Source organism: Mycobacterium sp. 1245801.1 (genome assembly GCF_001673055.1).
GTDB classification, from domain to species: Bacteria; Actinomycetota; Actinomycetes; order Mycobacteriales; family Mycobacteriaceae; genus Mycobacterium; species Mycobacterium europaeum_A.
This window is the reverse complement of record NZ_LZKY01000118.1, coordinates 1-11,696: the sequence shown is the minus strand read 5'-3', so window position 1 is coordinate 11,696 and position 11,696 is coordinate 1. Positions and strand designations below refer to the sequence as shown.

Sequence of the window (11,696 nt, the reverse complement as noted above, 5' to 3'; positions counted from 1 at the left end):
AGGACGTCTTCATCGAGACCAAATCCGGCGTGACGCGCTGCCAGATCAACAGAGACACCGTCGGCTGTGAGGCGCCCTTCACCAACTCCCCGCTGCAGGACGGCGAGCACGCCAACGGCGTCAGCATCAACAGCGGCGGCAAAGTGCAATGGGTGCTGGGCAACCTGGGCGCCATCCCGACGGTCACCATCGACTACAAGACCTACGCGGCGCAGGGCTGGACCATCATCGCCAACGCCGACGGCACCCGCTTCACCAACGACCAGACCAAGCACGGCATGTTCGTCAGCGTCGAGAAGGTCAACACGTTCTAAGGAGCCGAAAGATCAACCGTCCCAGACAAGATGGCCGTCGGGGCGGCGGCGGGCTCCCTCCGCGGGTCGGTGCGGACTGAGCCGGCCGTCGGGCATCAGGTGCCGCACGGGCACCCCGCGGCCCAGCACCGCGACGTCGGCGATCAGCCGCCGGTGACAGCGCCACCAGACGCTCTCGCTGCACATCACCGCCGTGGTGCGCCGGCCCGCATCGGCGAGAACGTCGTCCAGGGCCGCGTCGAACTCGGGCGTCCGGGTGTATGCGGCGTAGGCCCGGAACGCCGCCACCGTCCACCAGCTGTCCGGCTCCGGTTCTCCGGCCGCGATATGCCGGCGCCCGCCGAGGCGGGGCTCCCATCGGTAGCCGATGCTCCCTTGCGGCAGCCAGGATTCCAGGGCCTCGCGGCGCACGTCCGGATTGGTCCGGCTGGCCGGGTAGCGCCGCACGTCCACCACCAGCGCAACCCCCGCCCCGGCAAGCAACTCTGATAGCCGCTCCCGGCCGGCCGCCCCGTGCCCCACGGTCAGCAACACCGGTTCCATACGGACAGCTTGCCCGGGCGGACCGGGGCGCGATCTGAATTGATTATCAAGCCTGCGTTAGTAACCTTGCCGTTGAGTTCGGGAGGGGTGACGATGCGAACGGGATTGATCAGCGGTCGGGCGGGCGACTGACGACGCCATGCAACTGCAATACCTCAGCATCCCGGCGCTGATTGCCGCGGCCGGTGGCGACCCCTGGGCGATCAACGCAAGCTTGCAAGCGGGGAGCCCACTGCAGATTTCCAACCTCGCGGAGGCCTTTCGCAAAGCGGGGCGCTGCACACAAGAGGCCAACGACGCGTTCGAGCAGGCTCGCACCCGGTTCGAGGCCGCCTGGAATCACCAGGATGGCGATCATCCGATCACCGGCTCCGATGAAGTGCAGCGGGTGACGAAGGCCCTTGGGGCACAGTCGCTGCAGATTCCGAAGATCGGCGCGGACCTGGAGAACATCGCCGCGACCTTGGCCGAGGCGCAAAGAACCGCGGCCGGTCAGATCGCGTCGCTGGAAGCCCAGCTGCAGGAGCTCGACGAGCTGATCGGCGAAGCCGACGAGATGGAAGACGACGACGACCTCACCCAGGCCGACATCGACGCGCTCGAAGCGTTCATCGCCGGCCGGGAACAAGACGCGATCCGCGACACCAAAACCGCGCTGGGCCAGCTGCAAGCGACGCGCGACGGCTACTCCAAGTCGTTTCAGGATGCGATGGGCACCCTGCACGCCGACGGTTATGACACCGTCGGCCCCCAGGCAGGACCCGCCCCGGCGCCGTCCGACCAACCCGGCCCGGCACCGGCCGGCCAGCCCGGCGGGGGCCCCGCGTTGGCCCCGACCAAGGGGGAGGTGGCGACCGGGGCCGCGGGAGCGATCGCCGGTGGTACCGCCGACGGCGTGCGCCAGGCGACTACTAATTTGATCGCCGAGTCCCCCGGTACGGGTCCCGGGAAGGCGGATCCGGCGTTGTTGAGGTGGTTTGAGGACCCAAAAATCGGCGGAGTCGAACTCAAGGGCTTCTCGCGCGTCAGCATGGTGGTGGGTGCCGCCAGCGCGGTGCCCGCCGTCATGTCCGACATCAAGGATGGAAATTCGGTGCCGGAGGCAGTCACCCGGGAGACGGCCGGAACCGCCGCCGGGCTCTGGGCGGGCGCGGCTGTTGGAGGCCTCGCCGCGGACGCGGCGGCCGGTGCAGCGATCGGCTCGGTCGTGCCGGGTGCGGGGACCGCCATTGGCTTGGTGGTCGGCGCCGGTGTCGGAGCAGTAGTCGCATGGGGCGGATCCAAGGTGGTCGGAGAGCTTTGGCAGCCGGTCTCGAATGCCGTCGGTAGCGCCGTGCACGGCGTGGAATCAGTTTTTGGTTTCGGATAGGGCGACGACGATGCGATTCGATGAGTTCGTAGCGAGGCACGGCGTTGCTCTGTCTCCGGTCGATCGGTTCGGAGGGCTTATGGTCGAGGTGCGGGTACCGCCTGGCTGGGAACCCTTCGATTCCGCCGTCGGACTCCGGGTGTGGGCTTGCCGCACCGACCCTCACATCGACGTGTTTGGCGCGAACGCGGTGTTGACGATGCATCGTGTCGAGGCCGTTCTGGACCCCGCCGAAGTATTCGCGATGCTGGCCGAGCAACAGTTGCAGTCGGTGCCGGGCTGTCACGAAGTGCACCGCGAAGTCCGCCCCGCCGGTGCATCTGTCGGAGTTCAGGGATTGCTTGTGATGCTGATCGCCCATGAGCTCGGCACTATCGATAGCGTCTCGCGATCGAGGATCATCCCCACTGAAAAGGAGACGTTGATCGCTCAACTCACGGTGACCGCGCTACACGATTCGCCAGTGGAGCGGGCCGGCATCGGGCTGGATGTCCATATGGGTGCGGCGCCGGTAAGTCCAGCTTCGGGGGATCACCATCGCAAGGCTCCCGCCACCACAACGCGAGACAACGGCTAATGGCCAACGCTCAAACGAGCGGCAAGTGGGGGCGGATACTGCGCTACGCCTTCGGCGGCGCCATGTGCCTGATGGCGGTGGTTGCGATGTCGGTGGGAGTGCAGTGGTACTTGTCCCTGATCGCATTCTGTACGGCGCTCATCTTCATCCTCGGCAGGCGTCGGATTTTTCGGCCAGGAGTCAACCGGTCTGAAGACGAGATCGTCTGCCGCTACCTTCCCTGGTACGAGGGAAATGCTTACGTCTTGAACGTGCTGGTGCCGGCGCTGGGCGTGGCCAGTGTCGGCGCGGGTTATGCGCCCGGTAATCCGGGATGGCTTCGGTTCACCGGCATCACCCTGCTGATCCTGACGCCGGTCTTCGTGTTCAGCGCAGTGCGTATGTGGCGTCGTTGCCTGCTGGCCATCTCCCCGTCGGCGCTGACCGTGCGTTTGGCTGGACCCAAAGACGAGCTGACCGAAATCCGGCGTGATTGCGTTCGGGGCATTGAGCCCAAGATCGTCCCGAATGGGGTGAACGGACAGTCACTGCAAGTCGAGATTGCCTATCGCGCAGCGGATCTGACCAGCAAGACGGTGCTGCTCGGCCTCCAATTGAGCGTCCAGCCCATCAACCTTCTCAACGCACTGCTGGCCTGGAAAGACGGCGCCTCCGACACCCCGAGCGCGCTGCTGGATCGGGTCGAACGGATTCTCCGCGGTCATTCAACGGCCGACGTGTGACCGGCCCGGTCAGACCTTGGCGCCCAGCCCCGCGATCAGGTTGATCGTCACCGCCAGGACGACCGCCCCGAGGAGGTAGGACAGCAGCGCGTGGCGCAAGACCGTCGCCCTGATCGTCGTCAGCCCGATCTCGGTGTCGGACACCTGGTAGGTCATCCCGACGGTGAAGGCCAGGTAGGCGAAGTCCCGGAAGCGCGGCGGCTCGGGGTCGTGGAAGTTGATGCCGCCCGGTTCGTCCGAGTAGTAGAGCCGCGCGTAGTGCACGGTGTACAGCGTGTGCACGGCGACCCAGGACGCGGCGACGGTCAGGATGCCGAAGACGGCGGCGGCCAGGGCTTCGTGGCCCGCGCGTGACCCCGCCGCCACCACGTAGCCGACCCCGCCCAGGCTCGCGACGCTCGCCGACAGGATCACCGCGTCGGCGATCCACCGGGTCGGGTCCTCGCGCGTCGCCCATCGACAGGTCTGCTCGGCGTCCATGCCGAGCACGATCAGCTGCGTCCACACCACGTACGTTCCGGCGGTGACGATCCAGCCGGCCAGCGCAAAACGCCAACCGGCGGTGTTGCCCACCACGACGGCGACGGCCACGCCGAGGGCCACGGAGACCAAGATCCGGACCGCGCCCGTGTCCCGAAACAACTTCACCAGGGAGTCCACGATCTCGACCTAACCACCAAACGCGGGTCGTCGGACCACGTTCGGGTGCTCACCCGTGTCGGCCCGGCCCAGGCATCAGGAGATTGGCAGGTGAGGTCAGTACGATCGGTGCCGTGGCATCCAATGGCCCACGCGACGACTTCCACAACCAGCCGACGCAGCATGGCGACTTCGGTGTGAGCGAACAGCCGCCTACCGGCGAGATTCCGCCACCCGGCCCCCCGCCGCACCCGCCGCAGGGGTCCGAGCAGGCCGACGGCGGCGACCCGTTTGACCAGGAGAGCGAGCCGACCCCCTGGTATCGCAAGCCGGCGATGCTGATCGCCTGGCTGGTCTCCGTCGTGGTCCTGATCGGGCTCATCATCTTCGGCGTCATCCAACTCATCCACGGGCAGACCGGTGGCCACGGCCCCAACACGACGACGAGCACGACGCCGGCCACCACCACGACCACCACGACGCCGACGACCACCACGACCACCACCACGTCCTCGCCCGGCAGCAGCGCCCAAGAGCCGCCGGCGCAGCAGCCGACGCAACAGCAGCCCACCGGGGGACAGACCCAGCAGCCCTCGCATCGCCACCATCTGCCGCAGCTGCCGCCGGTAATCACCGTTCCGGGGGTGCCGAATCCGGTCACCGTGCCACCGGGCCTGCGTTAGCGAGTCGTGGCGAGCCCCGCCACGGTTCCATGGCAGCGCGCCGGAGAAGCCCTACACTCGCTGCAATCCACGGTCGCTACGGTGAGGACCACCGTGCGACGGCAACGGGACGACTGACACAGGGGTGCGGGACATGAGCGAGTCGCTCGGCCTATCGATCGGGGTGGCCAACTTGGTAGCGGCCCGCGCGGGCAGCGCTCCGATCACCCGCAGCTCGGTGCTGACCCTGTTCGAGCAGCGGCCCACCGAAGTCGGCCTGCCGGAAGAAAACCCGAACCTGACCGAACCCGGCCTGGTGCTGCGAGGGTTCGTCGAACGCGTCGGCGACCGGGCGCCGTTGGTGGCGGCCGACGGCACCAAGTACCTGGGCGCGGCGTTGACGGTCGAGGCGATCGAAGCGATGGCCCGGGCGGTCGGCTACGGTTCACCGATCACCATCGCGGTGCCCGCCTACTGGTCCGACGCCCAGTTCGCGGCGCTGCGGGAGGAGTTCTTCGCCCAGTCGGATCTGGCGCGCGGCGGGGTGGCACCGATGCTGGTTTCCGACGCAACGGCCGCGCTCGCGGCGCTGCGCGGCACTCCGGGATTCGGGGCCGACGGCGTAATCGCCCTGTGCGACTTCGGCGCCGGCGGCACCACCGTCACGCTGATGGACGCCAAGGCCGGCTTTGCGCCCGTCGGCCCTGCCGCGCGGAACACCGACTTCTCCGGCGATGCGATCGATCAGCTCATCCTCGATCACCTGCTGGCCTCCGACGTCAGCACCGCCATGCTCGGCGGGGCAGCACGGGTCGGGTCGCAGGCGCGCCTGCTCGGCGCCTGCCGGCGCGCGAAGGAGCAACTCTCGACGGCCGCGGTGGGCACCATCGCCGGGGCTTCGGGCGACGGCGCCCAGCTGACCCGCACCGAATTCGAGCAACTGCTCGCCGCGCCGCTGGACCGGTTCCTCACGTCGGTCGACGAGTCGTTGCGCCGCAACGGAATTGCGAACGCCGGGCTGAGCGCCGTGGCGATCGCCGGCGGTGGTGCGAACATCCCGCTGCTCAAAGCGCGATTGTCGCAGCGCTTCGGGGTGCCGGTGCACAGCACCGCGCAGCCCGCGCTCAGCGCCGCCCTCGGCGCGGCGGTGCTCGGCCCGCACTACGCGTCGGGCGTCGCCCCGACCGCCGCGGCCGCGGCGGTGGAAACACCGACGGAAATGGTCGGCAACGCCGGGCTCGACATGACCCAGGCCGCCTGGGCCGCCCAAGCCACCGACGTCGACGACGCCCTGGCGTGGTCGCAAGACGCCGACAACGACGAGCCGGTGCCCTACACCGGCCGCGACGCCACCGGCGAATACGCCAACGAGGCAAGGGAATTCGACGACGCGACCGGCAGCCGCTACGCCACCGCCCAGGGGCGGCTGCCCTGGTACAAACGCACGGCGCTGGTGTTGAGCGTGGCCGGAGCGGGCGCGGCCGTGCTGGTGGCCCTGATCTTGGCGATCAATTTGTTGCTCACCAAGTCCACCCCCGTCACCCCGGGGCCTTCGACCAGCCCGGCACCGCCGCAAACGGTCACCATCACCGGACCCAACGACAGCACCACCGTCACGGTGATCCCCGCGCCGCCGCCGCCGCCCACCGAGGCGCCGGCCACCACCACGACGCCCGCGCCGGCGCCGTCGACGACCACCACGACGACGGCGCCGCCGAGCACGACGACCACCACCGCGCCGCCCACCACGACGTCGCAGGCGACCACCACCGCGGCGCCGACGACCACCCGCACGCGGCCGTTCCCGCCCATCTTTCAACCGCCGTTCGGGCACTGACGAGCCGAATTACGCCCGGGCCGCCAAAGACCCCCGGCAAAAGGTCAATTAGCGAAATTTGGTGGCGCTCATCACTTCGACAGGCGTCACATTGGGTGAGTGGGTATTAATCAGCAGGCCAGAGGCACCGGTGAACTGCCAAGTTAGGGCAGCCTTTCTCGCGCTGAAAGCCGCGGAGATGTAACTATGAGCGGGACTTAAGCAGGCAAATAAGCACAGGCCGAATTTATCTATGCATTGGGGAGACCTTCTGTGACAACGCAGATGCTCATCAGGCTGATCGTGGGCATGGGCATGACGCTGGTCGTGGCCGCACTCGCCGCACGGCGTGTCCTGTGGCTGTTCAAGCTGATCACGTCCGGCAAGCCGGCCCCGGGACACACCGACGAGCCGGCCAAACGCGTGTGGGCCGAGGTCTCCGAGGTGTTCGGTCAGCGCAAGCTGTTGAAGTGGTCGATCCCCGGCCTGGCGCACTTCTTCACCATGTGGGGATTCTTCATCCTGCTCACGGTCTACATCGAGGCCTACGGGCTGCTGTTCCAGGACAACTTCCACATCCCGATCATCGGTCGCTGGGACGTGCTGGGCTTCCTGCAGGACTTCTTCGCGACCGCGGTCTTCCTCGGCATCGTCACCTTCGCCATCATCCGGTTGATGCGCAGCCCGAAGGAGATCGGACGTCAGTCACGGTTCTACGGCTCGCACACCGGCGGTGCCTGGCTGGTGCTGTTCATGATCTTCAACGTCGTCTTCACCTACGTGTTCGTGCGCGGAGCCGCGGTCAACAACGGCACGCTGCCCTACGGCAACGGCGCCTTCCTGTCGCAGCTGTTCGGCGCCATCCTGCGCCCGCTGGGTCAGCCCGCCAACGAGATCATCGAGACGACGGCGCTGCTGCTGCACATCTTGGTCATGTTGGCGTTCCTGATCATCGTGCTGCACTCCAAGCACATGCACATCTTCACGGCGCCCATCAACGTCATCTTCAAGCGGCTGCCCAACGGCCTGGGCCCGCTGCTGCCGCTGGAGCACGACGGCAAGCCGATCGACTTCGAAAACCCGCCGGACGACGCCGAATTCGGCCGCGGCAAGATCGAGGACTTCAGCTGGAAGGCCATGCTGGACTTCGCCACTTGCACCGAGTGCGGGCGCTGCCAGTCCCAGTGCCCGGCGTGGAACACCGGCAAGCCGCTGTCACCCAAGCTCGTCATCATGGACCTGCGCGACCACTGGATGGCCAAGGCGCCCTACATCCTCGGTGACAAGGAGAGCCCGCTCGAGAGCACACCGGAGGGCGGAGTCGGCGAGAAACTGTCCGGCGAGAAGCACGCCGAGGCCCACCACGTGCCCGAGTCGGGCTTCGGCCGCGTCATGGGGTCCGGCCCCGAGCAGGCCACCCGGCCGCTGGTCGGCACCGAGGAACAGGGCGGCGTCATAGACCCCGACGTGCTGTGGTCCTGTGTGTCCTGCGGCGCCTGCGTCGAGCAGTGCCCGGTGGACATCGAGCATGTCGATCACATCATCGACATGCGCCGCTACCAGGTGATGATGGAATCCGAGTTCCCCTCGGAGCTGTCGGTGCTGTTCAAGAACCTGGAAACCAAGGGCAACCCGTGGGGCCAGAACGCGTCGGACCGCACCAGCTGGATCGACGAGGTCGACTTCGACGTGCCGGTCTACGGCGAGGACGTCGACAGCTTCGACGGCTACGAGTACCTGTTCTGGGTGGGTTGCGCCGGCGCCTACGACGACAAGGCCAAGAAGACCACCAAGGCCGTCGCCGAGCTGCTGGCCATCGCCGGGGTGAAGTACCTGGTGCTCGGCACCGGCGAGACCTGCAACGGCGACTCCGCGCGCCGCTCGGGCAACGAGTTTCTGTTCCAGCAGCTCGCCCAGCAGGCCGTCGAGACGCTGGACGGACTGTTCGAGGGCGTGGAAACCGTCGACCGCAAGATCGTCGTCACCTGCCCGCACTGCTTCAACACCCTGGGCCGCGAGTACCGCCAGCTCGGCGCGAACTACTCGGTGCTGCACCACACCCAGCTGCTCAACCGCCTGATCCGGGACAACAAGCTGGTGCCGGTAACCCCGGTGTCTCAGGACATCACCTATCACGACCCCTGCTACCTGGGCCGGCACAACAAGGTCTACGAGGCGCCGCGTGAGCTGATCGGGGCCGCGGGGGCGAACCTGACCGAGATGCCACGCCATGCCGAGCGCAGCTTCTGCTGCGGCGCCGGCGGCGCGCGGATGTGGATGGAAGAGCACATCGGCAAGCGCATCAACCACGAACGCGTCGACGAGGCGCTGGCTACCGGGGCCGCCACCATCGCCACCGGCTGCCCCTTCTGCCGAGTGATGGTGACCGACGGTGTCAACGACCGTCAGGAAGAGGCCGGCCGCAGCGGTGTCGAGGTGCTCGATGTCGCGCAGATCCTGCTGGGATCCCTCGAGTACGACAAGGCGACGCTGCCGGAGAAGGGCACGGCCGCCAAGGAGGCCTCCGAAAGGGCCGAAGCGCGCGCGGCCGAGGCGCCCAAGGCCTCGACGGCCACCGCGACCGCCCCCGCCGAGGCACCGGCCGAGGAGGCACCCGCCGAGGAGGCACCCGCCGAGCCGGCCCCGAAGGCGCAGACCGCAGCCGCACCCGCCAAGGGGTTGGGCATCGCCGGCGGGGCGAAGAAGCCGGGCGCCAAGAAGGCGGCGGCCGCACCGGCCGCAGAGGCCAAGGCGGATACCGCCGCACCCGTGAAGGGGCTGGGCATCGCCGGCGGCGCCAAGCGACCCGGCGCGAAGAAGGCCGCACCGGCCGCGGAGGCCGCCAAGACCGAGGCACCGGCCGAAGGCGGCGAAGCCAAGGCACCCGCCGCCCCGGTCAAGGGTCTGGGGCTGGCCGCGGGCGCCAAGCGACCCGGCGCCAAGAAGGCGGCACCGGCCGCCGCCAAGGCCGAGGCGCCCAAGGCCGAAGCCACCTCGGAAGCGGCCCCCGAAGCCGAGACCGAGACCAAGGCCGAAGCCAAGGCACCCGCGGCGCCGGTCAAGGGGCTGGGCATCGCCGCGGGCGCCAAGCGGCCCGGCGCCAAGAAGGCGGCGCCAAAGGCCGACGCCCCGAAGGCGGAGGCCCCCAAGGCGGAAGCACCTGAAGCGGAAGCGCCCAAGGCGGAGGCTGCCAAGGCCGAAGCCGAGCCGGCGCCGAAAGCGGAGCCGGCAAAGGAGACCAACGGCGACGATGCACCGTCGCAGCCACCGGTCAAAGGCCTGGGCATCGCCCGTGGGGCGCGTCCCCCGGGCAAGCGCTGACCTGCGTCTTTGCCGCTTGACAGCAAATTTCAGTGGACAGTGATGGCACCATTAGTGGTGTGACCACCCATCACCTGCCCCTGCACGCGTCGGCTCATCACCGGCCGCAACGCAGTTTTGCGCAGTCGTCGAAGCTCCAGGACGTCCTGTACGAGATCCGCGGGCCGGTGCACGCCCAGGCCGCGCGGCTGGAGGCCGAGGGGCATCGCATCCTCAAGCTCAACATCGGCAACCCGGCGCCGTTCGGCTTCGAGGCGCCCGACGTGATCATGCGCGACATGATCCAGGCCCTGCCGTACGCCCAGGGCTACTCCGACTCGCAGGGCATCCTGCCCGCCCGCCGGGCCGTGGTGACCCGCTACGAGTTGGTCGACGGATTTCCCCGCTTCGACGTCGACGACGTCTATCTGGGCAACGGGGTGTCCGAGCTGATCACGATGACCCTGCAGGCCCTGCTCGACAACGGCGACGAGGTGCTGATCCCGTCGCCGGACTACCCGCTGTGGACGGCATCGACCTCCCTGGCGGGCGGCACGCCCGTGCACTACCTGTGCGACGAGACGCAGGGCTGGCAGCCCGACATCGCCGACATGGAATCCAAGATCACCGAGCGGACCAAGGCGCTGGTGGTGATCAACCCGAACAACCCGACCGGCGCGGTCTACACCAGCGAAGTCCTCACCCAAATAGTCGATCTGGCGCGCAAGCACGAGCTGCTGCTGCTCGCCGACGAGATCTACGACAAGATCCTCTACGACGACGCCAAGCACATCAACCTCGCCACGCTGGCGCCGGACATGCTGTGCCTGACCTTCAACGGCCTGTCCAAGGCCTACCGGGTGGCCGGCTATCGGGCCGGCTGGCTGGCAATCACCGGGCCCAAGGACCACGCCAGCAGCTTCATCGAGGGAATCAACCTGCTGGCCAATATGCGCCTGTGCCCCAATGTTCCGGCGCAGCACGCGATCCAGGTGGCCCTGGGCGGCTATCAGAGCATCGACGACCTGGTGCTGCCCGGCGGCCGGTTGCTCGAGCAACGCGACGTCGCATGGACCAAGCTCAACGAGATTCCGGGCGTGTCCTGCGTCAAACCGGCCGGTGCGCTCTACGCGTTCCCCCGGCTGGACCCCGAGGTCTATGACATCGACGACGACGAACAGCTCGTCCTCGATCTGCTGCTGCAGGAAAAGATTCTGGTCACCCAGGGCACCGGCTTCAATTGGCCGGCACCGGATCACCTGCGCATCGTGACGCTGCCGTGGGCCCGCGATCTGGCGGCCGCGATCGAGCGGTTGGGCAATTTCCTGGTCGGCTATCGACCGTAGGCACCGGCGCGGGCGCCTCTAGTCTCGACCTGGTGACCCACTCGCACTCGCACAGCCTGCCGCCGGGCCCGTCCGCCGTCGATCCGTTGCCCGCCAGGATCGTCGTTGGGTTGTTGGTCGCGATCGGCGTGGCGGTCGCCGTCGGGGCGATCGTGTTGTGGCCCAGCCGGCAGCACGTCGACATCCCGATGCCGCTGCAGAACGCCGCCGGCGGCGCGGTCAGCACGCAGCGCCCCGCGCCGGGCGGCGCCTGTTGCGGCGCGCCGGTGAGCACCTGGCTGACCGACGCGCTGCCGCAGTCGCCCATCCCGCTGGACAGCACGTGCCCGGCCTGCGTGCTGACCGCGCCGCCGGCGGCGTTCTGCAGCGGCATCGGGATGTCGACGTGCTGCCGGCTGGGCCACAACA

Annotated in this window: 9 protein-coding genes and 2 pseudogenes; 9 read left to right on the top strand and 2 right to left on the bottom strand. The window is 68.2% G+C overall.

What is annotated here, in order from left to right; genetic code table 11:
• A pseudogene (locus tag A5622_RS06965) lies at window positions 1–314 on the top strand (hypothetical protein); the annotation flags it as partial.
• Window positions 315–326: 12 nt separating this feature from the next.
• On the opposite strand, the gene A5622_RS06960 reads toward A5622_RS06965, so the two are convergent.
• The gene (locus tag A5622_RS06960) at window positions 327–848 is read right to left on the bottom strand and encodes a DUF488 family protein (protein WP_066865927.1); all 522 of its coding nucleotides are present in this window, start codon (window positions 846–848) and stop codon (window positions 327–329) included.
• 148 nt (window positions 849–996) lie between these two features.
• On the opposite strand from A5622_RS06960, the gene A5622_RS06955 reads away from it, so the two are divergent.
• From A5622_RS06955 to A5622_RS06945, 3 genes are read left to right on the top strand one after another with little or no spacing between them, the layout of a single operon-like run.
• Window positions 997–2,226 (top strand): hypothetical protein, encoded by a 1,230-nt coding sequence (locus A5622_RS06955; RefSeq protein ID WP_066877513.1) that lies wholly within the window; start codon window positions 997–999, stop codon window positions 2,224–2,226.
• Between the two features lie 10 nt (window positions 2,227–2,236).
• Window positions 2,237–2,803, top strand: a complete 567-nt coding sequence (locus A5622_RS06950) for an LpqN/LpqT family lipoprotein (RefSeq protein WP_066877511.1) — start codon at window positions 2,237–2,239, stop codon at window positions 2,801–2,803.
• A complete protein-coding gene (locus tag A5622_RS06945) occupies window positions 2,803–3,525 on the top strand; it encodes a hypothetical protein (RefSeq protein WP_066877509.1) in 723 nt (240 codons plus the stop codon). The genes A5622_RS06950 and A5622_RS06945 overlap by 1 nt, the downstream gene beginning before the upstream one ends.
• Window positions 3,526–3,534: 9 nt before the next feature.
• Here A5622_RS06945 and A5622_RS06940 read toward each other — a convergent pair whose 3' ends face one another.
• Window positions 3,535–4,185: a DUF1345 domain-containing protein gene (locus A5622_RS06940; RefSeq protein WP_066865923.1), complete on the bottom strand. Its 651-nt coding sequence runs from the start codon at window positions 4,183–4,185 to the stop codon at window positions 3,535–3,537.
• Between the two features lie 113 nt (window positions 4,186–4,298).
• On the opposite strand from A5622_RS06940, the gene A5622_RS06935 reads away from it, so the two are divergent.
• The 5 genes and pseudogenes from A5622_RS06935 to A5622_RS30040 all read left to right on the top strand — a co-directional run.
• Window positions 4,299–4,847: a hypothetical protein gene (locus A5622_RS06935; RefSeq protein ID WP_066877507.1), complete on the top strand. Its 549-nt coding sequence runs from the start codon at window positions 4,299–4,301 to the stop codon at window positions 4,845–4,847.
• A gap of 133 nt (window positions 4,848–4,980) precedes the next feature.
• A complete protein-coding gene (locus A5622_RS06930) occupies window positions 4,981–6,663 on the top strand; it encodes an Hsp70 family protein (RefSeq protein ID WP_066877505.1) in 1,683 nt (560 codons plus the stop codon).
• Between the two features lie 252 nt (window positions 6,664–6,915).
• A complete protein-coding gene (locus tag A5622_RS06925; RefSeq protein ID WP_066877503.1) occupies window positions 6,916–9,963 on the top strand; it encodes a (Fe-S)-binding protein in 3,048 nt (1,015 codons plus the stop codon).
• 32 nt (window positions 9,964–9,995) lie between these two features.
• Window positions 9,996–11,288 carry a pyridoxal phosphate-dependent aminotransferase gene (locus A5622_RS06920; RefSeq protein ID WP_066862361.1) on the top strand — a complete coding sequence of 431 codons (1,293 nt, stop codon included), beginning with the start codon at window positions 9,996–9,998 and terminating at the stop codon, window positions 11,286–11,288.
• A 32-nt stretch (window positions 11,289–11,320) separates the two neighbouring features.
• Window positions 11,321–11,696 (top strand): annotated as a pseudogene (locus tag A5622_RS30040) (YibE/F family protein); the annotation flags it as partial.

Coding starts and splice junctions, on each gene's coding strand:
- A5622_RS06930 (WP_066877505.1), top strand. CDS start 4,981: ATGAGCGAGTCGCTCGGCCTATCGATCGGGGTGGCCAACTTGGTAGCG.
- A5622_RS06950 (WP_066877511.1), top strand. CDS start 2,237: ATGCGATTCGATGAGTTCGTAGCGAGGCACGGCGTTGCTCTGTCTCCG.
- A5622_RS06945 (WP_066877509.1), top strand. CDS start 2,803: ATGGCCAACGCTCAAACGAGCGGCAAGTGGGGGCGGATACTGCGCTAC.
- A5622_RS06955 (WP_066877513.1), top strand. CDS start 997: ATGCAACTGCAATACCTCAGCATCCCGGCGCTGATTGCCGCGGCCGGT.